Origin of the sequence: Jongsikchunia kroppenstedtii DSM 45133, assembly GCF_000380485.1 — a bacterium.
GTDB classification, from domain to species: Bacteria; Actinomycetota; Actinomycetes; order Mycobacteriales; family Mycobacteriaceae; genus Jongsikchunia; species Jongsikchunia kroppenstedtii.
This window is the reverse complement of the sequence record NZ_AQYG01000050.1, coordinates 138,833-163,494: the sequence shown is the minus strand read 5'-3', so window position 1 is coordinate 163,494 and position 24,662 is coordinate 138,833. Positions and strand designations below refer to the sequence as shown.

Genomic DNA, 24,662 nt, shown 5'->3' with positions numbered 1-24,662 from the left:
CCCACGCCGGCAACACATCCCCCGCACTGGGCCACCGTCGGCTCGGCACACTGCAGCGGTGCTGCACCGCTGCAGGCGTGACGCCGGGCGCGCTCACCACCCCATCCAATAGCGAGCTCTCCCAGGACGAATGGAAATCAAGGGGGAACCCCGACTGCGTCACACGGTAGGTCCCTGCCACAGGATCGCTCATACCCCGGCGGCGCCACCAATCCCGAATATCCACCAGCACATCGTGGCACGACTCGGCCAAGGCCTGCCCGCCGCTTATCTGGACCGACGTTCCGGCCGCCACGCCCGCGTGCGCGCACGGTGTCTGTGCGAGCGGCACCCACCAAACCAATCGGCCGCATGTCGGCGCTTCGTATTGCGAAGATTTATGAGCGCTGCTACTTTTCAAATTCACTATTGCAAATCTGTAGATCTGGTTGGGACCTGGCTTGATATCTGCGCATCGCATCCCCATGTATGTGGCGTCGCTCGTGGCGGCTGCTTTGGTGATGCTCACCGCCCTGACTACCATCAGCGCCGCAAGTGCGAACGCTGAGCCCGCACCACGCTGCAACGCCGCTAGCCCGACTGCTGCGGTGGCGCGCACGTTCGCCGCGTTCTACGCGCTGGATCGGCCGTTGATGCTGGCCTGCACCACCGATGTCGCCTACAGCGACATGGCAAGCGACCCCACGGTATTTAGCGCTCCCAACAGTGAAGCCCGCCAGATCCGAAACCGACGCGGCCCGATCCAGATGAACGCCCCGGTGGAGATTCGGCACGACGGCACCCATGCTGTCGTCTTTTTCGCCGCCACCTGGCCGAAGCTGCCCGGCACCGTGATCGCTACCGCGGCGGCAACCACCCTGACTGACCAGGGGTGGAAACTTGCCAGCATCGATACCGGTGCTGACATCGTGCCCTACCTGATCAACCAGCCCTGATCACCCCGAACCCGTAGCTCTCGTCTCTGACCAGGAGGTAGTCATGTCCGTTCGAAGACTTCAAGCAACAGCACTCGGTGTGCTCGCCATCGCGACGGGTGCGGCGATCGGTCTGGGAAGCGGCGCCGCGACCGCAGCTCCCGGATGGACCCCACCCAACGTCGCCTGCAACGGTGCGTTGTGTGTGAATTCGGGAGATCTCCCCGGCGTCGGGTTCGGAACAATGAACTGCCCGAACGGGCTTTCCGCGCCGGGGATCGCGTTCGTTCTCGGTCACAGCGCAGCCCCTCTGGGATCTGCGAACTGCCTACCGCGCCAAACGCAACCCTGAGCCTTCCCTGGGCTGGCCGCCGCACTTGGCTTGGGGCCGTCGGGCTCACCCGCCGTGGTCATCCAACGTTGATGTACTGGTAGCGCGATAGCAGTGTGGCCGACTTACGGTCGATAGTGTCCGCAAAGAACTAATACCCGCCAAGCTTTTTGGGGAGGCGTTCGCAGATGCTGGTCATCGTGATCCTGGCGGCAATCGTCGCTCTAACCTATTCCGACAGGCTGTTTCTGCGTGGCTACCGGCACAGCGTGACTGCCATCGACTCCCAGCCACTGCGGCCGGTGTTGCCTTACGAGGCAGCAATCCAGAAGTTCCATGCCGCGCATGAAGCCAGTCGGGCACGGTTTCATCGCGAACGCTACCGGCGGCACAAGATGGCCGGGGACGCAGACGAGCGACGAGGTGTCCTCGGCTAGCGATCCGGAGGCTGTCGGGACAGCCATCGATAAGGCCGCGCCAGCGGCAAGTACGGGCAAGGACGAGAGAAAGGTTCGACGCTGGCTAGCGTCGAACCTTTCTGGCCTGCGTGGACAGGCATCCGGCGGAGGATAGGGGATTCGAACCCCTGAGGGCTGTTAACCCAACCCGCGTTCCAGGCGAGCGCCATAGGCCACTAGGCGAATCCTCCAGGTCGGCGACGCCACACCGAGGCATCACCGAGCTGCATCCTATCGGTCCCGCATGGATGGGCCCAAAACGCGTCGCACGCAGGGAGCCAGTACACTGGTCGACGGATCCCGCGCGGCGTGCATCCTGTGAACTCCCCCAGGGCCGGAAGGCAGCAAGGGTCAGCGGGCTCTCTCGGGTGCGCGGGGTCCCCTTACCCCCGGCAATCGAAAGGGCCGTCCCGCGGTGAACTTCCACTCGCTGAGCACCGACGAGCTCCGGTCCACCCAGTCTGATCTGCGTGATCTGTACGCGAAGCTGCAGGCGGCCGGCCTCAAACTCGATCTGACCCGCGGCAAGCCCAGTCCCGAACAGCTCGATCTCTCGAACGCGCTGCTCTCACTGCCCGGCGACGACTTCCTCGACAGCTCCGGCGTCGACACTCGCAACTACGGCTCGCCCGCCGGCAACCCCGAGCTCCGCGCGATCTTCGGCGAGCTGCTGGGTATCCCCGCCGACCAGCTGCTCGCCGGCGGCAATGCCAGCCTGACGATGATGCACGACTCGCTCGTGTTCGCGATGCTGCACGGCACCCCCGACGGCGACGCCTGGAGCAAGCAGGGGCCGATCAAGTTCCTCTGTCCGGCACCCGGTTACGACCGGCACTTCGCGGTCACCGAGAGCCTCGGCATCGAGATGATCACCGTGCCGATGAACCCGACCGGTCCGGATGTTGCGCGCTGCGCCGAGCTCGCCGCCGACCCAGCGGTCAAAGGCATCTGGCTGGTGCCGACTTACTCCAACCCGACCGGCATCACCACCTCTCCCGAGGTCGCTCAGGAGTTGGCGGCGATGCCGACGGCCGCACCGGACTTCCGGATCATCTGGGACGACGCCTACGCGGTGCACACGCTTGTCGACGAGCCGCCGGCTCCGGTCGACATCCTCGGCATGGCCGCGGCCGCCGGAAATCCCAACCGTCCGTTGGTGTTTGCCTCGACCTCCAAGATCACCTTCGCCGGTGCCGGCGTCGCCTTCATGGGTGGATCCAAGGCAAACATCGACTGGTACTCGAAGCACCACATCATCACGTCCATCGGCCCGGACAAGGTCAACCAGCTGCGACATGCACGGTTCTTCGGTTCGGCCCAGGGCGTGCGGGAGCACATGGCCAAGCACCGCGAGCTGCTCAAGCCGAAGTTCGACATGGTCCAGCGGATCCTCGATGAGCGGCTGACCGACGCGAAGGTCGCCGACTGGACCGATCCCGAAGGCGGCTACTTCGTCAGCCTCGACGTCATCGACGGCACGGCGTCCCGGGTGATCGATCTGGCCAAGGACGCCGGCATCGCGCTGACGGCGGCGGGCTCGACCTTCCCGTACAAGAACGACCCGCACGATCGGAACATCCGGCTGGCGCCGAGTTTCCCCTCGGTGTCCGAGCTGGAGACGGCGGTCGACGGCCTCGCGACGTGCGTCTTGCTGGCGGCTGCGGACAAGATTCTCGCCGACCATCAGTAGCGCTCGAATTTTTCTGTTGCTGTGGGGCGCGCAGCGACAATAGTTGTCGGATAGCACCGCCAGAGCCACAGTTATCCCGGTGCACGACCGTGAATCGGCTCTGAAGCCGGGCGGTATTGTTTCGCAGGTGATCGATAGCCGAAGCGCCATCAATCCGCGGTTTCGGCTTCCACGTCCTTGGCTGACCGCCGGTGTCTTCGTGGTGCTCGCGGTCGTGTCGCTGATCGTCCACCAATGGGCGGTGCCGTTCAACGACGTCGACTGGGGGATGTTCAACAACGGCGTCGATCTGGACGTCTACCGTCACGGATCGCTGTCGGTGGTCGACGGGCATCGGCTCTACGAGGGGTATGTGCTGGGCATTCAGTACTACACCTATACGCCCACGTCGGCCGTCATCTTTCTGCCGTTCGCCGCGGTGCCCTTCGTGGTCGCCCATTGGACGTGGACGGTCTGCATCTTCATCGCGCTGTATTTCTGCATCACGCTGTGCTTCCGCAATCTCGGCTACGCGATCGACTGGCCGCTGCGGATCGTGGCGATGTCGCTCGTCGTGATGTCGCTGTTGCTCGAGCCGGTGCGCACGACCATCTGGTTCGGCCAGATCAACGTGTTCCTGATGCTGATGATCCTCTGGGATCTCACCCGGCCCGAGGGCAGCCGACTGCGCGGATTCACCACCGGCATCGCCGCGGGGATCAAACTGACGCCGTTGATCTTCGCCGTGTATCTGCTCGCGGTGCGCAGCCGGGCGGCCAAGTGGGTGGTGATTGGATTCGTCGCGACCGGGGCGATCGGGTTCCTGTGCCTGCCCCGCGATTCGTGGAAGTACTGGTCGGGCACCTTCCTCGATTCCCAACGGGTCGGTCCGTCGAACATGGCCGGCAATCAGTCGATCCGCGGGTTGCTGGCCAACGTCGGCAACACCACCGACCCGAACGTAATACTGTGGGCCGCACTGGTTCTGGCGGCGCTGGCGTTGGGCGTCGGCGCGGCGATGCTCTCGCACCGGCGCGGCAACGAACTCCTCGCCGTGACGCTGATGGGCATGACGGCGACGACGGTCTCGCCGATGTCCTGGGGTCACCACTGGGTGTGGGTGGTGCCGCTGATCATCATCTGCCTGCACTACGTGCTGCAGGCACGCAAGCCGGCAGTCTCGGTGGCCGCGCTGGTCGCCGCGTTGGCGGTCGGCGCCGGAACCTTCCTGTGGCCGCGGTACGTCGTGAACATCGCGACCCTCGGCCGGCACTGGGACCACGCCTACCTGACCGGCCTGTTCGTCCACAACAGCGTCACCTGGCTGCATTGGCTGGTGTACGGCTCGTACGTATGGGTCTTCCTGATCACCGCGGTGGTAACGGTCGTGATCGCACTCCGATATCCCGACAAGGTCGCGGTGCGTCAACAACCCGAGCGGGTTGCGGTGCGCCAACCAGCGGAAGGCGTCTCGAAGCAATAGCGTGAGGCCGTGCGCGTCTGTCTTCTCGACGCGCATGGGCTAGGAGGAGGTCCGGTGGCCGCATCCACTCCGTTCCCGCGGAGCCGGAAGCTGCTTGTCCTCTTCATCATCGGTGCCGTGATTGCGGCGTATGTGCAACTGACTCTCACGCCGTACCGCAACTGGCCGTTCGGCATATTTCGCAACCAGGTTGACATGGATGTCTACCGTCACGGCGCAATGCGATGGGCACACGGCGAGCGTGTATACAACGGCCCCGCGCTGGGACGTCTGCTTTACACCTACACTCCGTTCTCAATACTGGTATTCCAGCCGCTGGGTTGGCTCACCAAGATGCACGCGGTCTACCTGTGGAGCGCGGCGATATTCGCCACTTTGTGGTGGGTGATAGTCACCAGCTTCAGGTCACTCGGTTATCGGATGTGCTGGCAGCTGGTGGTGGTGTCCGGGTGTCTGGTGTCGATACTGTCGCTGTTGGAGCCGGTACGCACCACCATCTGGTACGGGCAGATCAATGTCTTCTTGATGGCGCTGGTGGTGTGGGATCTGGTGCGTCCGGGGGAAAGTCGATTGCGAGGTATCGCCACGGGACTCGCGGCCGGCATCAAACTGACACCGGCATTCTTCTTCGTATATCTGTTGATCATTCGACGCTATCGAGCGGCCGCCACTGTGGTGGCCACGTTCGCGACGACAATCGTGATCGGCTTTATCGCGATGCCGGGCGACTCATGGAAGTACTGGTCTTCCGAGGCATTCAACTCGGACAGGGTCTTTCCCACATTGCGGGTAGCCAGCAATCAATCGATCAAAGGTGCGCTGGCAATGTCATTGGGTACCGAGACGCCGTCGACTCTGCTGTGGCTGGTATGCATCGCGTTCGCCGGCGTCCTCGGGATGGTTGCGGCCTGGCTGGCGCACCGAAATGGCCAAGAACTCCTGGCGGTGACGCTGGTAGGCATGACCATGTGTGCCGTCTCGCCCTTTGCTTGGGGCCACCATTGGGTGTGGTTCGTCCTATTGGCTGTCTATCTCGTCCATCTGATGATCGGATTCGGTCGGCGCCTGCAGGCGGACGTTCAATGGGGACGCACCGCCCAGTGGCGCCCGCTGATGCTGGCGATCCTCGCTGCCGTCGGGCTGTACCTTGCGGTGTTCTCTTGGCTGAAAAGCCTACGGGGCCCGGTGCATGTCGGAGTCGACGAGTGGCGCCACGGTTGGTACGCAGTCGGCGTGTTCATGAACACCACACCTGAGTGGACGCATTGGTTCACCAGCCAGCCGTACCTCTGGGTGTTCGCGGTGACGAGCGTTGCGACCATCGTGGCCTGGGGTCCGGCGGCCCTGCGTGAACTCCGGGCCGCCGGGTCCGCCCGCACTGCGGGACCGGTCAGTCCCAATCGGTAGGCTCGCACCGTGGCCTTGTACCGGACCTATCGCCCTGCCAGCTTCGCCGAAGTCGTCGGGCAGGAACACGTCACCGACCCGCTGTGCCGGGCGCTCGATTCCGGACGAATCAACCACGCATACCTGTTCTCCGGCCCTCGCGGCTGCGGCAAGACGTCGTCGGCGCGGATCCTCGCCCGTTCGCTGAACTGCGTGGAGGGCCCGACGTCGACGCCCTGCGGCACCTGCCCGTCGTGTGTCGCCCTGGCTCCCGGCGGGCCGGGCAACCTGGACGTCATCGAGCTCGACGCGGCGAGCCACGGCGGCGTCGACGACACCCGCGACCTGCGCGAGAAGGCGTTCTACGCGCCCGCCGAATCGCGGTATCGGGTGTTCATCGTCGACGAGGCCCACATGGTCACGGTGGCGGGCTTCAACGCGCTGCTGAAGATCGTCGAGGAGCCGCCGGAGCATCTGATCTTCATCTTCGCCACCACGGAACCCGAGAAGGTGCTGCCGACGATCCGGTCGCGGACGCACCACTATCCGTTCCGCCTGCTGGCGCCGCCGGTGATGCGCGGACTGCTCGAGCGGATCTGTGCCGCCGAGGGCGTCGCGGTCGAACCGCCGGTGTACCCGTTGGTGATTCGGGCCGGTGGCGGTTCGCCGCGTGACTCGCTGAGCGTGCTCGATCAGCTGTTGGCAGGAGCCGGCGACGACGGCGTCACCTACGACCGGGCGCTCGCGCTGCTGGGCGCCACTGACGTCGCGCTGATCGACAGTGCTGTAGACGCGCTGGCCGCCGGCGACGGTGCCGCGCTATTCGGCGCGGTCGAGTCAGTGGTTGACTCCGGGCACGATCCGCGACGCTTCAGTGCCGACCTGCTCGACCGGTTGCGGGATCTCATTGTGCTGCAGGCCGTTCCGGACGCGGCCAGTCGTGGTCTGGTCGAGGCGCCGGAGGATCAGCTCGAGCGGATGATCGCCCAGTCGGAGGGAATCGGCGCGGCGACGCTGACCCGATTCGCCGAGACCGTGCACGCCTCGCTGGGGGAGATGCGGGGAACGACCTCGCCCCGGCTGCTGCTCGAGGTGATGTGCTCCCGCATGCTGCTACCGTCGGCGTCCGACGCGGAATCGGCTGTGCTGCAACGTGTCGAACGCATCGAGCAGCAGCTGGCATCCGGCGTGGCGCCCTCCGCACCGGCCCCCGCGGCCCCGCGTGCTCCGGCGGCCCCGGGTCGAGAGCCGGTGAGCGAACCTGCCGACCCGCCCAAGTACGTCCGCCGCTCGCAGCAGGCTGCGGCTCCCGAGTCGACCCCGTCGACTGTCGAGCCGACCCCGGCGACTGCCGAGCCGGCCCCCGCCGCGTCGGTCGCGGAGCCGGCAGCAGCCCCGGAGCCGGCAGCAACCCCGGAACCCGCGGCAAGCCCGGAGCCGGTGGCTGCCCCGGAGCCGATCGTCGAGGCGCCCGCGCCGGAGCCAGCACCTGAACCGACTCAGCCGGAACCGGCGCCTGAACCTGAACCCGCGGCCGCGCCGACGCCTGTCGAGCCGGTAGCTGAGCCCGAGTCGGTCCCGCTGGCCGAGCCCGAACCGATAGCCGAGCCCGAGTCGGTGGCAGCGATGGTCGAACCCGCGGCGGAGCCGGAACCTGTTGCGCCGCAGCCGGAGTCGTCGGCTCCCGACAGCGAGGCGCTCGAGCGGGTGAAGGCCCAGTGGTCGGAGGTCCGGCAGGCCGTCGGCCAGCGGGCCAAGCGTTACGAAGCGATGCTGTCGCCGGCGATGCCCGCCGCGATGGATGGCAACACCGTGGTCATCGCGCATCCACATGCGCCGATCGCCGGCCGGCTGGCCGAACCCGCGGCGCGCGATGCCATGCGCGCGGCGCTATCGGATGTGCTGCAGGTCGACTGGGATGTGCGCGTCGAGGCGGGGAGTGCCCCGGCCGCGGCCGCGGCGCCGACCCGTCAGGCCAAACCGCAACGCCAGCAGACCTTCACCAGGCCGAGCCGCCCGGACGCGCCGCCGCCGGAACCCGAGGCCGAGCCCGACTACCCCGAGCCGCCGGTGCCTGACGAAGAGCTGACCGATTCCGAGGTGGGCGAAATGATTGCCGGCGCCAAGGATTCCAGCCCCGACCCGCGGACCGACCCGGATCAGGTGGCCATGGAACTGCTGGCCAACGAGCTCGGCGCCAAGCCGATCGACTGATCCCAAATCCGCGCCAGCTACAGCCGGCGCGGATCCACGAAAGTGGCGCGGATTCGGTTGTGGGTGGCTGGAGGTGGCGCGGATTCGGTCTGGCTACTGAAAATGGCGCGGATCTTCCCGCAAACCGCAGCGACCTAGGCGTTCCACCACGGCCGCAGCGGGACTGCGACGCTGCCGCGATCGTCGAGCTTCACCGCCAGCACCTGGTGCAGCTGAATGACGTTGCGCTCAAACCCGAGTCGGCAGCCGGCCATGTAGAGACCCCACACGCGGGCGGTGCCGATACCGACCTCGGCGACGGCCTCGTCCCAGTGCTCACGAAGGTTGCGGTTCCAGTCGCGCAGCGTCATCGCGTAGTGCTCGCGCAGGTTCTCCTCGTGGTACACCTCCATGCCGCCGATGTCCTGGATGGCGGAGATGATGGTGCCCGAGCCGGTCAGCTCGCCGTCGGGGAACACGTACCGGTCGATGAAGCTGCCGGCCTTGCTGGATCGCTGGTTGCTCGGCCGGGTGATGCAGTGGTTCAACAGCATTCCGCCCTCGCGCAGCTTCGACTTGATGAAGTTGAAGTAGGACGGGTAGTTGTCCAGGCCGATGTGCTCGGTCAGGCCGATCGACGACACTGCGTCGAATCCGGTCTCGGTGATGTCGCGGTAGTCGCTGTGGCGCACCTCGGCGAACTCGGTGAGCCCCTCGTTGGCGATGGCCTTCTGCGCCCACGCCGCCTGCTCCTTCGACAGCGTCACGCCGATCACGTGCACGCCGCGTCGGGCGGCGTAGCGCACCATCGAACCCCAGCCGCAGCCGATGTCCAGCAGCCGGTCGCCCGGCTTGAGGGCCAGCTTCTCGAAGACCAGCCGGTATTTGTTCTCCTGTGCGTCTTCGAGACTCGCGTCGAAGTCGGGGTAGCAGGCGCAGGTGTAGGTCATCGACGGGCCGAGCACCCACTCGTAGAACGTGTTGGACACGTCGTAGTGGTGGTGAATGGCCTCGGCGTCACGAGTCTTGCTGTGTCGCAGTCCTTCTGCGTACCGCCGCCAGCGCGGCAGGGCCTCCTGGGGCGGGGGCGTCTGCGGGATGAAGTGCGTCGGGCTGATCGACCGCGCGATGTTGGCGAGGGTCATCGGCGACGGCTTCTGGAAGCCGGCGTTCTCCGAGATCGCCCGCAGCGGCTCGTACGGGTCGGCCGGATGGCCGCCGAGCAGTTCGAGGTCGCCGGCGATATAGGCCCGCGCGAGGCCGAGATCGTCTGGGGCCGTTGCCAGATAGCTGGTGCCGCGCGGCGTGTTCAGCCGCAGGCCGTACTGGGCGTCGGCGGGACCGGCGCTGCTGCCGTCGTAGGCCTCCACCCGGATCTTGAGGTCGCCGCCGGCGACCGCCTCCACAATCTGTGACAGGTTCAGCTTGGGGCCGAGCACGTCGATCATTGCTTCTTCACCGCCTTCGCATAGAGATTCAGTAGTCGAGACTTCGGGTCGTACCGCTCCTTGAGCTGACGCAGCCGGTCGCCGCCGTAGAGGCGATCGAATTCAGCTTCGTCGTAGAACGACTCGGAGTACAGCGATTTGTGGCCGTCGAGCTCGGACACCTTCTGCTCGATCAGCCGATTGGTATGGCCCTCGACGTTGCCGGGCACCGTGGGCACGGCCGACCAGAAGCCGATGTTGACGTAGGTGCGCTTCGGCTCCAGCGGATACAGCGGCCACGGGCGTCCGGCGTCGGCGCCGGGTGTGGCTGGCTCGCGAAGACGCAACGGGCACAACCAGATCGGCTCGATCGGCACGTTGTCCAGGAACCAGTGCAGGAATGCGGCGGTGTTCTCCAGCGGCACCTCGACGTCCTGCACCACCCGCTCGTCCGGCGGGAGGCCGCGGCGCGCGTTGCGCTTGTCGCTGAAGTTGATCTTCTGGTCGATACCGATGAGTTTCCAGTAGAAGCTGCTGCGCAGCAGCCGTTTCGGCCAGAATCGGCGGATGCGCGGATTCTGGGCTCCGAACGCGCGTGAGCACCAGAACCAGTCGGTATCCCAGCGCCACAGATAGTCCGCGATCGTCAGCCGATCGCGGATCGGCGTCTGCGCGGCGCCGTGCCGGATCGACTTGTAGTAGATGTCCATCCCGGTGTAGTCGCTGGTCGTGCCCGGTGAATCCGTCTGTCGTCCCAGGCAGAGGTAGGCCTCGTCGGCGGTGAACACGACGCCGTCGAGATAGTCGACCTGTTCGCCGTCGTACGATCCGTCGGCGATGATTCGATCCATCGTCGTCTGCAGGGTGGTCAGATCGGTGAAGCGCACGTGCCGCAGCTCGACGAACGGCGGTACCGGCTCCAGGTCGATCCGCAGCCGCGTCGAATAGCCCAGGGTTCCATAGGAATTCGGGAATCCGAAGTAGAGATCGGCGTGTTCGCCGGTCGGCGTTGCGGTGATCACCTCGCCGGCGCCGGTGAGGATGTCGATCTCGCGTACTGACTCATGCGGCAGGCCGTTGCGGAACGACGTCGACTCGATCCCGAGTCCGGTGACCGCGCCGCCGAGGGTGATCGTCTTGAGCTGCGGCACCACCAGCGGCGCCAATCCGTAGCGCAGCGTCGCGGCGACCAGGTCCTCGTAGGTGCACATGCCCGCGACGTCGGCGGTGCGGTTCTCGGCGTCGACGCTGATGACCCGATTCAGGCCGCTGACGTCCAGCCCGGGGGCCGTGGTCGCGGCCCGCTTGCGGAACAGGTTGGACGTTTTCTTGGCGAGGCGGACCGTGGCGCCGTCGGGGATGGCGGCGTAGCTTTGCCGCAACGCGGTGACCGCCGCATCGAAAGCGGGGCGGCCCATTTCGAGTTCCTTGTTCTCGCCCAGTCGGTTGTTCACAGTTGTCATGTTCAGCGCGTCACTCCCACGTTGACCCACTGTACGACCGTCCTGAACAGTTGGCGCGTCGGGTGCCGCCGGGACATCGCCTGTTCGGTCGACCCAGTGTGCGTCCCGGTCGGCGACGACCCCGCGCACACCGAGGGCGAACATTCTGGCAGGCTCGTAGGCGACTTCAACTGTCTCGAGGAAGGCCCACCGTGGCGCAGGTAACCGCAACCCAGTCCATCGACGTCAACGTCACTCCGGCGCAGGCCGCAGCCGCGCTGGCCGACTACGCGACCGTCCGTCCGGCGATCCTGCCCGAGCAGTACCGCGACTACCGCGTGCTCGAGGGCGGCCAGGGCGCGGGCACCGTCGTCGAGTGGACGCTGCAGGCCACCGAAAAGCGAGTGCGCAATGTCAAAGCCACGGTGTCGGTCGGCGCCGATGGCACGGTGACCGAGACCGATGCCAACTCGTCGATGGTGACCGTGTATCAGGTGGCTCCCGCGGGCACCGGCGCTCGCGTCACGACCACCACCTCGTGGCAGGGGGCCGGCGGCATCGGCGGCTTCTTCGAGAAGACCTTCGCGCCGAAGGGGCTCGGTCGAATCCAGCTGGCCCTGCTGACCAATCTGAAGACGCGCCTGGAGGCCTGAGGGCGGTCCGCCACTGACCGCGTTTTTCCGTGGTCAGTGGTGTGCGGTGGCGGGACGTGGGCTAATGTCCGCCGGTGACCACCGCGATCCACCCGAACCCGACTGTTCCGCGCAGGCGGATCGTCGTGGCGTCGATGGTCGGTACGACCATCGAATTCTTCGACTTCTACATCTACGCGACCGCCGCGGTGCTGGTGTTTCCAACGCTGTTCTTTCCCAAGGGAAATGACACCGCGGCGCTGCTGTCGTCCTTCGCCACCTTCGGGCTGGCCTTCGCCGCACGGCCGCTGGGGTCGATGCTGTTCGGCCATTTCGGCGACCGGATCGGCCGCAAGGCCACGCTGGTCGGGTCGCTCCTCACGATGGGGATCGCGACCTTCGTCATCGGTCTGCTGCCGACCTACGCGACGGTCGGGTACTGGGCGCCCGCGCTGCTGGCGCTGATGCGGTTCTGTCAGGGGCTCGGGCTGGGCGGCGAATGGTCGGGCGCCGCGCTGCTGGCGACCGAGACCGCCGAGCGCGGCAAACGCGGCTGGGCGGCGATGTGGCCGCAGCTGGGCGCACCGGTGGGCTTCTTCTTCGCCAACGGCACGTTCCTGGTGCTGATGGAGGTGATGGACTTCAACGCGAAGACCGCGGCCCACAACCACGCGTTCCTGACGTGGGGCTGGCGGATTCCGTTCCTGGCCAGCGCGGTGATGGTGGTCGCCGGTCTGTATGTGCGGCTCAAGCTCACCGAGACGCCGGTGTTCTCGCGCGCGGTGGCCGAGGGCAAGAAGGTGGCCGCGCCGCTGGCGCAGGTGCTCAAGTCGTCGTGGCGCGAGCTGATCATCGGGACATTCGTCATGCTGGCCACCTACACGGTGTTCTACGTGGTGACGACGTGGGCGACGTCGTACGGCACCGGCAAGGTCGTCGACCAGTCCGGCGTGAAGGTGACGTTCTCGTATACCGAATTCCTGAAGATGCAGTTGGTCTCGGTCCTGTTCTTCGCGGCGTTCGTGCCGATCTCGGGATGGCTGGCCGACCGCTACGGGCGCCGACCGGTGCTGCTGATCGTCACGGCCGCGCTGGTGGTCTTCGGGCTGTGCTTCGAGATCATGCTGGACCCGTCCTCGGTGGACAAGACGATGATGCTGTTGTTCCTGATCGTCGGAATGACGTTGATGGGCCTGTCTTTCGGGCCGATGAGTGCCGTGCTGCCGGAGTTGTTCCCGACCAATGTTCGGTATACGGGGTCGGGGATCGCCTACAACATGGCGTCGATCATCGGCGCCGCGGTCGCGCCGTTCATCGCGACCTGGGTGGTGCACGACTATGGCGTCGGCTGGGTGGGTGTCTATCTCGCGGTGGCCGCCGTGCTGACTTTTATTGCGCTGCTTGCAGTTCGGGAGACGCGCGATGTCGACCTCGCGGACGTCTGAGTAGCCGACATGGTTCGACGCCGGCGCCCGGCACCGTTGCCCCTGCGTGACGGTGTCGACCCGACGCGGGTGGTACTGCGGCCGGATTCGCCGACGATGACGGTGGAGCAGGCGGTGCTTGCGGTGCGGTCATGCGCCGATATGACCGTCGACGATGTGCGGCGACGCGCGGCGGCAGGGGAGCTGGTCGACATCGACGGGCGGCGGGTCGACCCGGGTGCGCCGGCCCGGCCGAACGCGGTGGTGTTCCTCTACCGGGACCTGCCGGCCGAACCCGATCGACCGATCGACCTGCCGATCCTCTATCGCGACGACAATCTGGTCGTCGTCGACAAACCGCATTTCGTGGCGACGATGCCGCGCGGCCGGCATGTGGCCGCGACCGCGCTGGTCCAGCTGCGCCGGGACCTCGGCGTCGACACGTTGAGCCCGGCGCATCGCCTGGATCGGCTGACCGCGGGCGTGCTGATGTTCACCCTGCGGCCGCAGGTGCGCGCCGCGTACCAGCAGCTGTTCGCCGAGCGTCGGGTGCGCAAGGAGTATCGGGCGTTGGCGCCGCTCGACGACGCGTTGCGGACACCGGTCGAGGTCCGCAACCGGATCGAGAAGCGGTCGGGCGATCTGCGGGCCCGGGTGGAGGCGGGAGAACCCAACGCGCACAGCACCATTGAGCTGGGCGACGACGACGTCTACCGGCTGACCCCGCACACCGGGCGCACGCATCAGCTGCGGCTGCACATGGCCGGGCTCGGAGTGCCGATCTACGGCGACCCGCTCTACGCCGGGTCGGATGCGCCGACGGTCGACGCGGACGAGCCGCTGCGATTGCTGGCCTACCGGCTGGAGTTCACCGATCCGTTCACCGGTGAGACCATGTCCTTCACCAGTTCCCGGGTCCTGCAGGAGTCTCCGACGCCATGAGCATCAGCGTTTCCTACGAGCGTTCGGAGCGGCTGCAGTTCGAGGCGGTCGTCTTCATCGACGATGACAGCGGCGACTGCTGGCAGGTGCAGCACGAGTTGGCCGATCCGCCCGGCGTCTACGGGGTCTCGGCCGGAGCCGGGGCGCCCGTCGTCGGCGCGATCGTCGAGTGGCGGCTCTCGGACGGTGAATTCGAGTTCGTGCTGACCCCGCGGGCGGCCCTGCTGTTCGGCGGCATGCAGGTGCTGGAGTTCGTCGCGGCGGCCGTCGGCGACGACGACCTCGACGCGGTCGCCGAGCGGCTGCGGCAGATCATCGGCGACTGAGGCTGTACCGACCGCTGGGGACACCTGCGACCAGCGCAAACGCCGGTTCCTCGGCGGCCCGTCACACGCGGCCCCGTCAACCGCGGAGTCCTCGCCCGGCCGGTTAGGCTGGACGGGTGAATCCCGAGAACCCGATGGCCGGACTGCTGCAGCAGGCTCAGCAGATGCAGGCCCAGCTGCTGGCAGCACAGGAAGAGATCGCGAACACCGAGCTGAGCGGCGTCGCCGGCGGCGGCCTGGTGACCGTCACCGGTAACGGTGTGGGCGAGGTGACCGGGGTGACGATCGATCCCAAGGTCGTCGACCCCGAAGACATCGAGACGCTGCAGGACCTCATCGTGGGTGCGCTGTCGGATCTGGCCGCCAAGCGCGACGAGCTGGCGACCACCAAGATGGGTCCGCTGGCCGGCGGCGGCCTGCCCGGATTGGGCATCTAGCACCCGATGTATGAGGGGCCGATCCAGGATCTGATCGACGAGCTGGCCAAGCTGCCGGGGCTCGGTCCCAAGGGTGCCCAGCGCATCGCCTTTCACCTTCTGGGTGTGCCGCATGCCGAGATCGACCGGCTCACCGCGGCCCTCACCCGGGTCCGCAACGACGTGACGTTCTGCGAGGTGTGCGGCAATGTGTCGGCGGCCAAACGCTGCCGCATCTGCCTCGACGCGCGTCGCGACGTCAGCAAGATCTGCGTGGTGGAAGAGCCCAAGGACGTGCAGGCGATCGAACGGACCAAGGAGTTCACCGGCCGCTACCACGTGCTGGGCGGTGCGCTCGATCCGCTCGGCGGCATCGGCCCCGATCAGCTGCGAATCCGAGAGCTGTTGCGGCGGTTGGGAACCGAAGAAGACGGCGTGACCGTCACAGAGATCATCGTCGCCACCGACCCGAACACCGAGGGCGAGGCCACGGCGACCTATCTGCTGCGGATGCTCAAGGATTTCCCGGATCTGTCGGTCACCCGGCTGGCGTCCGGCCTGCCGATGGGCGGCGACCTGGAGTTCGCCGACGAACTGACGCTCGGCCGGGCGTTGTCCGGGCGTCGTGCGCTGACATGACAGGCCGGTTGACGTGACGGGCGACGTGGTGGGGTGCGCCGAATTGGCGGCCCAGCTGCGTTCGGGAATCGTGGCGATCGACGGTCCGTCGGGCGCCGGAAAATCACAGTTCGCCGACCGGCTGGTGGCCCAGCTGCGCGACCGCGGCGTGCATTCGGTGCTGGTGCGCACCGACGACTTCGCCACCTGGGATGCGCCGGTCTCCTGGTGGGATGAGCTGGAAGACGATGTGCTGCAGGCGTTTCGCCGCGGACACGACTATCGGTACCACCCGCGGATCTGGCGGGACGGCAAGGCCGAACTCGGGACCCGCGTCTGGATCCGCTGGGAACCGCTGCTGATCATCGAGGGCGTCTCGAGCGCGCGTCGCCGCGTTGCCGACCGGCTCACCGCTGCGCTGTGGCTGGACGGCGGATCAGCCACGGACCGGCTGGAACGCGCGGTGGCCCGCGACGGTGAGTCCGAGCGCGAGAACCTGGGCCGCTGGCAGCAGTTCGAGTCGGGCTGGTTCGCCGTCGACGACACCCGCAGCCGGTGCCGGATCGTCGGCTGACCCGCGGGCCAACCATCGCGGCGCGGCGAAATCCGCGCCGGAAATACAGATCCGCGCCGGCTATAGCTGGCGCGGATCCATGAAAGCGGCGCGGATTCTGCTCCGCGGGCTGTGCGACTCAGAGGTCGCCGTTGGCCTGCAGCTGCTGGTACTCGTAGATGCCCGAAGCGATGCCGACCGGGACGCCGACCACAGCGCCGCCGACGATCGCGCCGAGACCACCGACAGTGCCGCCGCCGATGATGCAGGCCGGGATGGCCATGGTGCCGGCGGTGTCCACACCCGCCAGTGCGCCCGGGAAGACGCAGCCGAGGATCGCGCCGCCGACGCCGCCGACCATGGCGCCGACACCCGTCGCGAGACCGAAGTTCGTGGCGACGTTGTTGATGCTGCTCTGGATATCGGCGTTCTTGTCGGCCTGCGACTTGGGCGCGTCAGCGGCATTGGTGGAGCCGGCGAGCGCGGCGTTGTTCTTGGCGCTCGGCGCGGCCGGGGTGCCGGTCGGGCGCTTGAGGGCTGGGTTGCCGAACAGCGTCTTGCCGCTGTTGTCGACGACGGCGACCTGTCCGGGCGCGGTGCGCACGATGCCGAACGGGGTGGCCAGCTCGGTGGTGCCGGTCTTGGCGTCGCCGGTGTACTGGACGCCGGGGGCGACCTGCACGGTGATCGGCGGATGGCTCGGCTTGGTGGGCTGAGTCGGGGTGGCGGGTGCGGCGCCGGCCACGGCCGTGCCGAAGGTCAGTGCGGTGGCGACGGCGGCCGTGGCCACGACGGACTTGGTGATGATCGACTTCATCTGTGCTCTTCTTCTGTTCGGCCCACGGGATACCCGGGCAACTACGTAATCGTCGATATCTGACGATTGCGAGCTGAGGATAGCCTAAGAATAGATCGCAGCTCCCTCATGGGTACCGGCCATGCGCAGGGATTATGCGCCAAACCGACAAAAGCGGCCGGGCCTGATGAAGAAGTCTTCACCAGGCCCGGCCGTAGAGCATTATGAGGGCCCCGACCCCTCACCGGGGATCGCTCACAAGTCCCCGTTTGTCAGAGCTCCCTGTGTGTCAGAGGTCCCCGTTGGCCTGCAGCTGCTGGTACTGCTGGATGCCCGAGGCGATACCGACAGGTGCGCCGACCGCGGCGCCGCCGACGATCGCGCCGAGTCCGCCGAGGGTTGCGGCTCCCGCGAGGCAGGCCGGGATGCTCAGCGCGCCCGCAGTAGTTGCGACACCGACGAGACCGGGAACCGCGCAGCCGATGGCGGCGCCGCCGACGCCGCCGACCATGGCGCCCACGCCAACAGCGAGGCCGAAGTTGGTGCCGACGGTGCCGATGGCCGTCTGGATGTCGGCGTTCTTGTCCGCCTGCGACTTCGGGGCGTCCGCGTTGATTGCGCCGGGCAGCGCTGCATTCACTTTGGCGCTTGCGGCAACCGGTGCTGCCGGCTTCGGCGTAGAGATTTCCGGGTTGCCGTACAGCGTCTTGCCGGTGGTGTCCTGGACCGCCACCTGTCCGCTGGCGGTCTTGACCGTCCCGAACGGCGTAACAATTTCGGCCGAGCCAGTTGCGCCGTCACCGGTGTACTGGATTCCCGGGGCGACCTGCACCGAGACCGGCTGGTTCGCCGGGGTCGGCTTGGCCGGAGCGGCAGTGGCCGTCGCCGTACCGAGGGAGATGGCACCGGCAGTCATGGCAGTGGCCGCAACCGCTTTTACAATCGTCCTTTTCATGGGCTGATTGTTCCTTTCTTAGTATTCACATCATTTGAATCGAACGATGTGAATCGTCAATTCGTCGGTGTCATTCATGCGCCTTGCACCACCGGCTGGATACAGCCTCTAGCAGGTGTTATGAACCGTGCTCAGATTTTTATCAGGGTCGAGAGCGCAATCGCAACCCTGGGATAAACGCGAAATTGACCCCTTGTGTAAAGGGAATGTTACGAACATATTGATGCAAATGTCCTTTCCTGGCGGTTTCGATTCACACGTTTGCGACGGCCGCTATGGGCATCACAAAACCCCAGGACGCTCGGTGAGAACTATTAACGTCGTTTTGACGTCGAAATCGGACATTAGGAGCCGGATTCGGCCGTGTGATGACGTGAATCACGTCCAGGACGCCGGTAGCGCCGGCGGCTAGGACTGGAAATCGGCGGCGCTGACGCAGACCCGGCCCTGCTGGACGGCCACGGTGTACGTCACCCGATACCGCAGTTCGCTCCCGGCATGGGCGGCGGTGACGGCCGCCAGCACCTGGGCGGTCGACGCCGTGGCCGCGTGCGGAACCACGCCGATCGCGACCACCTGGGCCGACGTCGGCTCCCCGCTGGAACGCACCTGATCCAGCCGCTGCTGCAGCATCTGCAGGTTCTGATGTCGGTAGTCGTCGCAGGTGCTGGCCTTGAAAGCGCCGATGTTCGCCGGGTTGTCGGTGACGGGCAGCGCGAACACTGCATTGATCAGGTTCGTCGCGGTGCCGATCGCGGCGGCGTCGTCGATCACCGGCGTGCCGGCGGTGCGTTGTACGGCGCGGGTGTCGGGCACAGTGAAATAGGCGGCCGCCCACGTGCCCGCGACCACGACGATCAGCGCGGCCGTCGCGATCGCCCAGCCGGCGGCGCGCGCCGACATGGGTGCGCGGCGCACGACGGTTCGGGGCCGAGTGGGCCTGGGCGGAGCGGGTCGTCGACTCACGAGAGCAGCTCGATCGAGTTGATGCACATCGGCAGCGTCGTGGTGTCGACCGTGTAGCGCAGCGCGTAGTCGCTGCTCGGCGCGCGGCCGGTGCCGGACTGGTCGTGGGTGATGCTGCGGACGAAGAAGGCGAGCACCTGCGCCCGTCCCGGATCCTGTTTGGTGACGGCGTACCGGTCGTCGCCGATGTCGGCGGAGGCGCCGCTGTCCTGCAGCTCGGCGGTCAATCGGCCGCCGTTGGCGATCGCCGCGAAGTCGTCGAGCGCCTTGCCGCACAGCATCGATCGGGCTGCCTTGATGTTGCCGGGCGCGGTCTCGGCGGTGAAGGCGAACATCGCGTCGGTCGCCTGCCGGGCGAGGTCGATGATCGGCTGCCGCGGATCGGGGGTCGCCTCGATGGTGACGACGTCGCGCGGACGATGCAGCGCCCGCGTCGTGAACCAGGTGGCGAGCGCGGCGACGACGAGGACCGCCACCAGCGCGCCGACCGCCAGGCGCCGCGATCGAGTCGTGCCGGGTACCAGGGTCGGCGGGGCGGGCGATGACGGAGTGGGCGTCGCCGGGTCGGGCATCGTCAGCGTTGCCTCTCGCGCGCCCGTTCGTCACGGGCCCGGCGGGCGCCGGCCGCGAGACGTTCGGTGCGCAACTGCGCCACCTCGGCGATATCCAACGGTGCCAGCGTGGTGCCGGTCGCCTTGGCGAGCAGATAGTCCGCCAGCTGCGGATTGCGGGCCAGCGCCGGACCATGCATATAGGTGCCGATGACGCTGCCCTGCACCACGCCCTCGGATCGGTCGGCGGTCGCGTTGCCGTCGCCGTGCACGACGCGCGCGAACGGCCGCGCGTCTGGGCCGAGCGTCGTTGCGCCGCCGTGGTTCTCGAAACCGGTCAGCTGATCGGTGAGACCGTCGAGTAGGGGCGTGGTGACGATCTCGCCGATCGATCGCTTCGACTGCGGCGACGTCGTCAGGTCGAACATGGAGATGCCGTCGACGCGTTCGCCGGTATTCGTCTCGTACCAGTGCCCGAGGACCTGAATCGCGGCGCAGATGGCCAGCACCGGGGCGCCGCGCTCCGCGGCGCGCTGCAGGCCGGGGTACTGCAGCAGGTGTCGCGTGGCCAGCCGCTGCGCGTAGTCCTCGGCGCCGCCCAAGGTGTAGACATCGAGCGACTCGGGGACCGGATCGTTGAGCGTGATCGACACGATCTCGGCATCGATTCCGCGCATGCGGGCGCGCTGCCGCAGGATCAGGGCGTTGCCGCCGTCGCCGTAGGTCCCCATGACGTCGGGCAGCACGAGGCCGATGCGGAGCGTCGATTCGGCCATGTCAGTTGCCTCTCGCCGCGGCCGGGTTCAGCCGGTCGATCGCGGTGCTCAGATCGCGGAACGCGGTGTAGTTGGCCAGCACCTCGACCCGTCCGGGCGGGCAGGATGCGATGGCGCGCAACGGATCGGCGATGGTGGTGTGCTCGGCGCCCGCGTAGGTCAGCCGCACGCCGAGGTCGGTGCCGCGCTCCCCGGACGCGACCACCTGCATCGACTCGAAATGCTCGAACCGCACGTCCCACAGCCAGGACAGATCCTCGCCGTCGGGTACCTGTCCGTTGACGGCGATCACCAGCCCGTCGGCGTCCTGGTCGATCATCGACAGCGCCTCCTGCCAGCCCGCGGGGTTCTTGGCCAGCAGCATGCGCACCTGATGGTCGCCGACTGTGCGGATCGCGTATCGGCCGGCGATTTCACCGACCGTGCCGACCGCGGCCACCGCGGCAGCCGGGTCGACGCCCATCGTGACGGCCGCGGCCACCGCCTGCGTCGCGTTGCCGCGATTGGCCGTACCCGGCAGGCGGAGCTCCAGGGGCGCCTGAAATCCGTTCGGGCCGTAGATGTTCACGTCGTCGAACCGCCAGTCCGGCGTCGGCCGTCGGAAGTCGGCGCCGGTGCTGTACCAGTCGACCCCGTCGCGGACGATGGGCTCGCCCGACCGCGGGCAGCTGACGGAGTCGCCGGCCCAGCTCGATCCGGCCGCCACCCACACGACCTTCTGGCTGTCGTAGGCGACCGACGTGATGAGCACGTCGTCGCAGTTCGCGATGAGCGTGGTGCCGGGATGGCGCTGGGCGCCCGACCGCAGTGCGCGTTCGATCGCATTGATCTCGCCGACGCGGTCCAGCTGATCTCGCGAGAGATTCAGCAGCACAAGCACTTCCGGGTCGACCGCATCGGCGACATGCGGCACGTGCAGCTCGTCGACCTCGAGCGCGGCGAGCGGGGCCTCCTGGCCGAGCATCAGCGTCGCGACGATGCCGGCGTCCATGTTGGCGCCGTCGACCTGGGTGATCACGTCGCCGAGCGAACCCAGCGCGGCGGCGGTCATCCGCGTGGTGGTGGATTTGCCGTTGGTGCCGGTGACGATCGCGGTGCGCTTGCCGGCGGCCAGCCGGGGCATCAGTCGCGGGTCGATCTTGAGGCCGATGAGGCCGCCGATCATCGATCCCTTGCCGCGGCCGGCCTTCTGGGAGGCCCAGCGAGCTGTGGCGGCGGCGCTCAGTGCGAGTCGGGTGCGGGCGGGCCTACGGCTCCCGGCTGCTCCTGCTGACATGGCCCAGAGTCTTTCACAATCGACTGGCCACGCCTCAACCGTCAGGTGGTGGGCTGTGCGCTATGTACCGATGAGACGAAACATGTATCATCGTCTCACCAAGAACCGGAAGGACGTGCCCTCGATGTCCCAGACCTGGGTGATCGTCGTATCTGTAGTCGCCGGCCTTGCGGTCGTCGGCGCGCTGACGTCGATTGTTGCGGCCCTGATCGTCAATCGCCGGCAGCGTCGCATCGGCTCGCCGGCCGACCTGGGCACCTGGCTCGCCCCGTGGCTGCCGGCCGCGAATGTCGTGATGCAGCTCGCGCATCCGGCGGTCGGCTACGGGGTCTACGAGAGCCCGGTGAAGTCGGGACGGTCCGACCTGCATCCGGTCAAGCGCGGTCGCACCACCGCGCTGTACCTGGCCGTCGCGACGGTCGGGACCGAGAAGGACAAGCAGTTCGTCCACGACGAGGTCAAAAAGATTCATGCGCAGGTGTATTCGCGGGAGACCAGCCCGGTTCGATACAGCGGCAACGCGATTCCGCTGCAGCGGTGGGTGGCGCTCTGTCTGATCCGATACTTCGTCGACCAGTACGAGATGGTCTACGGGCCGCTGGATTCGGCACACCGCGACCGAGCGGTGGTCGTCGGGCGGACGCTGGCCACCACGCTCAATGTTCCGGCCGCGGCCTGGCCGACGACCTGGGCGGACTACGAGGACGAGTTCTCGAAGGGGCTGGCGGAGGTGCGCATCGATCCGCCCGTCCGCAAGTATCTGGATGATCTGACGACGTATCGGGGTCTGCGGGTACAGCTGGGCGCGGTCGGCACACTCATCCACCGGATGGTCGGACCGTGGTCCCTCGCGATCACCAAATACGGTGTGCCGCAGGAGGTCCGTGATGCGATGCAGTGGACGATCACGGATGCGGACCGGCGGCGGTACGGGCTGCTGGTGTTCGCCGCCCGGGTCGCCCGCTGGACCGTGCCGTTCCCGCTGCCCGTCGGCTATCGGCTGTACCTGTGGGATATGCGGCTACGGCGGCGGATGGGTCGGTCGGTCTTCTGACTGTCGGTGGCGGCTACCGCCCGAAGCGTGCCGTCAGCGTGCCGGTGGCCAGAGTGTCGGCCGCGATCTGACTGCGCACCTGTGCATGCGGTGCCCCGTCGGGCAGCGCGATCGGGTTCTTGAGCGCGTAGACGGTCACGATGTAGCGATGCGGCTTCCCCGCCGGCGGACAGGGGCCGTCGTACCGGGCGGCGCCCGCCTGGTTGGCCGCCTGCCGGATATCGGGACTGGGTGCGGGTAGCCCGCCGGGCAGCGAGTCGCGATCGGCCGGGACGTCGAATGCCACCCAGTGCCAGAAACCGTGGGCGGCGGCATCGGGGTCGAACATCGTCACCGCGTAGGCGGCGGTGCCGGCCGGTCCGGGTGCCCAGGACAGGTCCGGAGACCGGTTCTGGCCGCCGCACCGGGGCGAAACCTGCGGCAGCGCAACGACTCCGCCGTTGGTCAGCACGCTGCTCGTGACGCGCAGGGTCGGTGCAGTGGCCGTCGAACTCGACGCCGATGCCGAATGCTGGTCCGAATCGCAGGCGGCCGCCGACAGCGCCAGCGCCGCGGCGCTGCAGACGATGGCTACCCGGCGACCGATCATGAGGCCGTCTTGATCGGTTCCGGACTGAGGTCGGGCGGTTCCGAAATGCCGAATTCGTGGCGCAGGGCGCGGCGAGCGGCGTGATGGCCGACCATGCCGTGCACCCCGGACGCGGGCGGCGCGGCGGCCGAGCACAGATAGTAGCCGGGGGCGCCGAGGCGGTACGGATCGATAGTCGGGCGCGGGCGCGCGAAGAGCCGATACCCCGACGCACTGCCGGTGCCGATGTCGCCGCCGATGTAATTGGCGTTGTGCAAATGCATTTCGGCCGCCGGTACGCATTGACTGGCGACGATGATGTCGCGGAATCCGGGGGCGAAGCGCTCGATCTGCGCGATGACGGTCTCGGTGACGTCCTGCGTCGAGCCGGCCGGCACATGGGTATAGGTCCAGACCGGCATCAGGCCGTCGCGGGCCCGCGTGGGATCGTGCCAGCCGGATTCGCTGAGAAGCACGAACGGGTGCTGAGCGTGGCGGCCGGATCCGTTGGCGCGCTCGGCCTCCTGCAGGGCTCGGGCGGTGCCGGACAGATGCACCGTGCCGGCATTGGAGATGCGCCGATCGGTCCACGGGATCGGCTCGCGGACGACGAAGTCGACCTTGGCGGCTGCACCGGCGGCGTACGGGAAGCGCTTGAGACCGCGGGCTGCACCGCCGGGGATCCGGTTGCCGAGAATATGCGCGGCCGCCCGCGGCGTGGTGTTGAACAGGTAGCTGCGTGCCGACGGCAGCTGCTCGAAAGTATCGATGGCGCAATCGGTCTCGATGGAACCGCCGTGCGCCAGCAGATCGGCGACCAGGGCGTCCGTGATCGCCTGGCTGCCGCCGACCGGGATCGGCCAGCCGATCGCGTGCGCGAGCGACGTCAGCAGCGTGCCGACGCCGCCGGTGGCGAGGGACGGATAGATCCCGATGGCGTGCGCGCTGACGCTGCCCAGCAGGGCGGCGCCGTCGGCGCCGAGGAGTGCCTCGCCGCGGCTGCGGGCAAACGCTGCTACGCCCAGAATCAGCGGCAGCGCACCGGGTTTCGGCAGGGCGCGTTGGGTGCCCTGCGCGAACTCCACGGCGGCGTCGATGTGATTGACGATCGGCCGAAAGATCCGGCGCCATCCCGGTGAATCGAGCTCGGTGGCGGTGCGGGCGATGTCGCGGTAGGCGATCGCGGCCGGCCGGCCGTCGAACGGCTGGGCAAATGCCATGTCCGGGTTGATGAATTCGACCCCGCGGGCCGGGAGATCGAAGTCACGGAAGTACGGTGACGCCAGCGCCATCGGGTGCACCGCGGAACAGATGTCGTGCCGGATACCGGACGCCAGCCCCAGCTCGAGGGTGCGGCAGCCACCGCCGATGGTCGATTGTGCCTCCAGGACCTGCACGCGCAGTCCGGCGCGCGCCAGGGTGACGGCCGCGGCCAGGCCGTTCGGGCCGGATCCGACGACCACCGCATCGACATCGGTCATTCGATCAGCCTATGCCGCAGCCCGC

General features: G+C 67.4%; 24 protein-coding genes, 1 tRNA gene and 1 other RNA gene. 15 read left to right on the top strand and 11 right to left on the bottom strand.

Features of this window, described 5'->3' with window-relative positions; translation table 11 throughout:
* The first annotated feature begins 464 nt into the window (after positions 1-464).
* Positions 465-935 carry a hypothetical protein gene (locus G341_RS0116775; protein WP_155827022.1) on the top strand — a complete coding sequence of 157 codons (471 nt, stop codon included), beginning with the start codon at positions 465-467 and terminating at the stop codon, positions 933-935.
* 498 nt (positions 936-1,433) lie between these two features.
* On the top strand, positions 1,434-1,682 hold the full coding sequence (locus tag G341_RS0116770) for a hypothetical protein (protein WP_155827021.1): 249 nt from the start codon (positions 1,434-1,436) through the stop codon (positions 1,680-1,682).
* Between the two features lie 126 nt (positions 1,683-1,808).
* On the opposite strand, the gene G341_RS0116765 is transcribed toward G341_RS0116770, so the two are convergent.
* Positions 1,809-1,894, bottom strand: a tRNA-Ser gene (locus G341_RS0116765).
* A 101-nt stretch (positions 1,895-1,995) separates the two neighbouring features.
* Between G341_RS0116765 and ffs the strand changes: the two genes are divergently transcribed.
* The 5 genes from ffs to G341_RS0116745 all read left to right on the top strand — a co-directional run bounded on the left by ffs (position 1,996) and on the right by G341_RS0116745 (position 8,455).
* Positions 1,996-2,090, top strand: an RNA gene (gene ffs / locus G341_RS23575) — signal recognition particle sRNA small type.
* Between the two features lie 28 nt (positions 2,091-2,118).
* Complete coding sequence (locus G341_RS0116760; protein ID WP_018180322.1) at positions 2,119-3,393, top strand: aspartate aminotransferase type Ic; 1,275 nt, start codon at positions 2,119-2,121, stop codon at positions 3,391-3,393.
* 127 nt (positions 3,394-3,520) lie between these two features.
* On the top strand, positions 3,521-4,855 hold the full coding sequence (locus G341_RS0116755) for a glycosyltransferase 87 family protein (protein ID WP_245557028.1): 1,335 nt from the start codon (positions 3,521-3,523) through the stop codon (positions 4,853-4,855).
* A 117-nt stretch (positions 4,856-4,972) separates the two neighbouring features.
* Entirely contained in the window at positions 4,973-6,262 is a 1,290-nt protein-coding gene (locus G341_RS0116750) for a glycosyltransferase 87 family protein (RefSeq protein WP_245557027.1), read from the top strand.
* Between the two features lie 9 nt (positions 6,263-6,271).
* Positions 6,272-8,455, top strand: a complete 2,184-nt coding sequence (locus tag G341_RS0116745) for a DNA polymerase III subunit gamma and tau (RefSeq protein ID WP_018180319.1) — start codon at positions 6,272-6,274, stop codon at positions 8,453-8,455.
* A gap of 134 nt (positions 8,456-8,589) precedes the next feature.
* Here G341_RS0116745 and G341_RS0116740 read toward each other — a convergent pair whose 3' ends face one another.
* Both G341_RS0116740 and G341_RS0116735 read right to left on the bottom strand, forming a co-directional pair.
* Positions 8,590-9,882 (bottom strand): class I SAM-dependent methyltransferase, encoded by a 1,293-nt coding sequence (locus tag G341_RS0116740; protein WP_018180318.1) that lies wholly within the window; start codon positions 9,880-9,882, stop codon positions 8,590-8,592.
* Positions 9,879-11,279: an FAD-binding oxidoreductase gene (locus G341_RS0116735; RefSeq protein ID WP_026303788.1), complete on the bottom strand. Its 1,401-nt coding sequence runs from the start codon at positions 11,277-11,279 to the stop codon at positions 9,879-9,881. Before G341_RS0116735 ends, G341_RS0116740 begins: the two co-directional genes overlap by 4 nt.
* A gap of 236 nt (positions 11,280-11,515) precedes the next feature.
* Here G341_RS0116735 and G341_RS0116730 point away from each other — a divergent pair, with 236 nt between their 5' ends.
* From G341_RS0116730 to G341_RS0116700, 7 genes are all read left to right on the top strand, one after another.
* On the top strand, positions 11,516-11,956 hold the full coding sequence (locus tag G341_RS0116730) for an SRPBCC family protein (RefSeq protein WP_018180316.1): 441 nt from the start codon (positions 11,516-11,518) through the stop codon (positions 11,954-11,956).
* 134 nt (positions 11,957-12,090) lie between these two features.
* Positions 12,091-13,380 carry an MFS transporter gene (locus tag G341_RS0116725; RefSeq protein WP_018180314.1) on the top strand — a complete coding sequence of 430 codons (1,290 nt, stop codon included), beginning with the start codon at positions 12,091-12,093 and terminating at the stop codon, positions 13,378-13,380.
* A gap of 9 nt (positions 13,381-13,389) precedes the next feature.
* Positions 13,390-14,301 carry a pseudouridine synthase gene (locus G341_RS0116720; protein WP_018180313.1) on the top strand — a complete coding sequence of 304 codons (912 nt, stop codon included), beginning with the start codon at positions 13,390-13,392 and terminating at the stop codon, positions 14,299-14,301.
* On the top strand, positions 14,298-14,627 hold the full coding sequence (locus G341_RS0116715; RefSeq protein WP_018180312.1) for a hypothetical protein: 330 nt from the start codon (positions 14,298-14,300) through the stop codon (positions 14,625-14,627). The genes G341_RS0116720 and G341_RS0116715 overlap by 4 nt, the downstream gene beginning before the upstream one ends.
* 134 nt (positions 14,628-14,761) lie before the next feature.
* A complete protein-coding gene (locus G341_RS0116710) occupies positions 14,762-15,064 on the top strand; it encodes a YbaB/EbfC family nucleoid-associated protein (protein ID WP_043451864.1) in 303 nt (100 codons plus the stop codon).
* Between the two features lie 6 nt (positions 15,065-15,070).
* Positions 15,071-15,682, top strand: coding sequence for a recombination mediator RecR (gene recR, locus G341_RS0116705; protein WP_018180310.1), 612 nt, complete (start codon positions 15,071-15,073; stop codon positions 15,680-15,682).
* Positions 15,683-15,695: 13 nt separating this feature from the next.
* Positions 15,696-16,235: a uridine kinase family protein gene (locus G341_RS0116700; RefSeq protein ID WP_018180309.1), complete on the top strand. Its 540-nt coding sequence runs from the start codon at positions 15,696-15,698 to the stop codon at positions 16,233-16,235.
* A gap of 118 nt (positions 16,236-16,353) precedes the next feature.
* Here G341_RS0116700 and G341_RS0116695 read toward each other — a convergent pair whose 3' ends face one another.
* From G341_RS0116695 to G341_RS0116670, 6 genes are all read right to left on the bottom strand, one after another.
* Positions 16,354-17,031, bottom strand: a complete 678-nt coding sequence (locus tag G341_RS0116695) for a hypothetical protein (RefSeq protein ID WP_018180308.1) — start codon at positions 17,029-17,031, stop codon at positions 16,354-16,356.
* 268 nt (positions 17,032-17,299) lie between these two features.
* Positions 17,300-17,926 (bottom strand): hypothetical protein, encoded by a 627-nt coding sequence (locus G341_RS0116690; protein WP_018180307.1) that lies wholly within the window; start codon positions 17,924-17,926, stop codon positions 17,300-17,302.
* A gap of 447 nt (positions 17,927-18,373) precedes the next feature.
* Positions 18,374-18,883 carry a hypothetical protein gene (locus tag G341_RS0116685; protein ID WP_155827019.1) on the bottom strand — a complete coding sequence of 170 codons (510 nt, stop codon included), beginning with the start codon at positions 18,881-18,883 and terminating at the stop codon, positions 18,374-18,376.
* A 44-nt stretch (positions 18,884-18,927) separates the two neighbouring features.
* A complete protein-coding gene (locus G341_RS0116680; protein ID WP_018180305.1) occupies positions 18,928-19,503 on the bottom strand; it encodes a hypothetical protein in 576 nt (191 codons plus the stop codon).
* A 2-nt stretch (positions 19,504-19,505) separates the two neighbouring features.
* The gene (locus G341_RS0116675) at positions 19,506-20,258 is read right to left on the bottom strand and encodes a type 1 glutamine amidotransferase (RefSeq protein ID WP_018180304.1); all 753 of its coding nucleotides are present in this window, start codon (positions 20,256-20,258) and stop codon (positions 19,506-19,508) included.
* Position 20,259: 1 nt separating this feature from the next.
* The gene (locus G341_RS0116670) at positions 20,260-21,534 is read right to left on the bottom strand and encodes a Mur ligase family protein (protein WP_026303786.1); all 1,275 of its coding nucleotides are present in this window, start codon (positions 21,532-21,534) and stop codon (positions 20,260-20,262) included.
* An 82-nt stretch (positions 21,535-21,616) separates the two neighbouring features.
* Here G341_RS0116670 and G341_RS0116665 point away from each other — a divergent pair, with 82 nt between their 5' ends.
* Positions 21,617-22,588, top strand: a complete 972-nt coding sequence (locus G341_RS0116665) for an oxygenase MpaB family protein (protein ID WP_018180302.1) — start codon at positions 21,617-21,619, stop codon at positions 22,586-22,588.
* 13 nt (positions 22,589-22,601) lie between these two features.
* Here G341_RS0116665 and G341_RS22335 read toward each other — a convergent pair whose 3' ends face one another.
* On the bottom strand, positions 22,602-23,177 hold the full coding sequence (locus G341_RS22335; RefSeq protein ID WP_018180301.1) for a YbhB/YbcL family Raf kinase inhibitor-like protein: 576 nt from the start codon (positions 23,175-23,177) through the stop codon (positions 22,602-22,604).
* Positions 23,174-24,637, bottom strand: a complete 1,464-nt coding sequence (locus G341_RS0116655; RefSeq protein WP_018180300.1) for a phytoene desaturase family protein — start codon at positions 24,635-24,637, stop codon at positions 23,174-23,176. Before G341_RS0116655 ends, G341_RS22335 begins: the two co-directional genes overlap by 4 nt.
* Positions 24,638-24,662 lie beyond the last annotated feature (25 nt).

Coding starts and splice junctions, on each gene's coding strand:
- G341_RS0116775 (WP_155827022.1), top strand. CDS start 465: ATGTATGTGGCGTCGCTCGTGGCGGCTGCTTTGGTGATGCTCACCGCC.
- G341_RS0116770 (WP_155827021.1), top strand. CDS start 1,434: ATGCTGGTCATCGTGATCCTGGCGGCAATCGTCGCTCTAACCTATTCC.
- G341_RS0116740 (WP_018180318.1), bottom strand. CDS start 9,882: ATGATCGACGTGCTCGGCCCCAAGCTGAACCTGTCACAGATTGTGGAG.
- G341_RS0116735 (WP_026303788.1), bottom strand. CDS start 11,279: ATGGGCCGCCCCGCTTTCGATGCGGCGGTCACCGCGTTGCGGCAAAGC.
- G341_RS0116725 (WP_018180314.1), top strand. CDS start 12,091: ATGGTCGGTACGACCATCGAATTCTTCGACTTCTACATCTACGCGACC.
- G341_RS0116720 (WP_018180313.1), top strand. CDS start 13,390: ATGGTTCGACGCCGGCGCCCGGCACCGTTGCCCCTGCGTGACGGTGTC.
- G341_RS0116715 (WP_018180312.1), top strand. CDS start 14,298: ATGAGCATCAGCGTTTCCTACGAGCGTTCGGAGCGGCTGCAGTTCGAG.
- G341_RS0116710 (WP_043451864.1), top strand. CDS start 14,762: ATGGCCGGACTGCTGCAGCAGGCTCAGCAGATGCAGGCCCAGCTGCTG.
- recR (WP_018180310.1), top strand. CDS start 15,071: ATGTATGAGGGGCCGATCCAGGATCTGATCGACGAGCTGGCCAAGCTG.
- G341_RS0116695 (WP_018180308.1), bottom strand. CDS start 17,031: ATGAAGTCGATCATCACCAAGTCCGTCGTGGCCACGGCCGCCGTCGCC.
- G341_RS0116690 (WP_018180307.1), bottom strand. CDS start 17,926: ATGACTGCCGGTGCCATCTCCCTCGGTACGGCGACGGCCACTGCCGCT.
- G341_RS0116680 (WP_018180305.1), bottom strand. CDS start 19,503: ATGCCCGACCCGGCGACGCCCACTCCGTCATCGCCCGCCCCGCCGACC.
- G341_RS0116675 (WP_018180304.1), bottom strand. CDS start 20,258: ATGGCCGAATCGACGCTCCGCATCGGCCTCGTGCTGCCCGACGTCATG.
- G341_RS0116670 (WP_026303786.1), bottom strand. CDS start 21,534: ATGTCAGCAGGAGCAGCCGGGAGCCGTAGGCCCGCCCGCACCCGACTC.
- G341_RS0116665 (WP_018180302.1), top strand. CDS start 21,617: ATGTATCATCGTCTCACCAAGAACCGGAAGGACGTGCCCTCGATGTCC.
- G341_RS22335 (WP_018180301.1), bottom strand. CDS start 23,177: ATGATCGGTCGCCGGGTAGCCATCGTCTGCAGCGCCGCGGCGCTGGCG.
- G341_RS0116655 (WP_018180300.1), bottom strand. CDS start 24,637: ATGACCGATGTCGATGCGGTGGTCGTCGGATCCGGCCCGAACGGCCTG.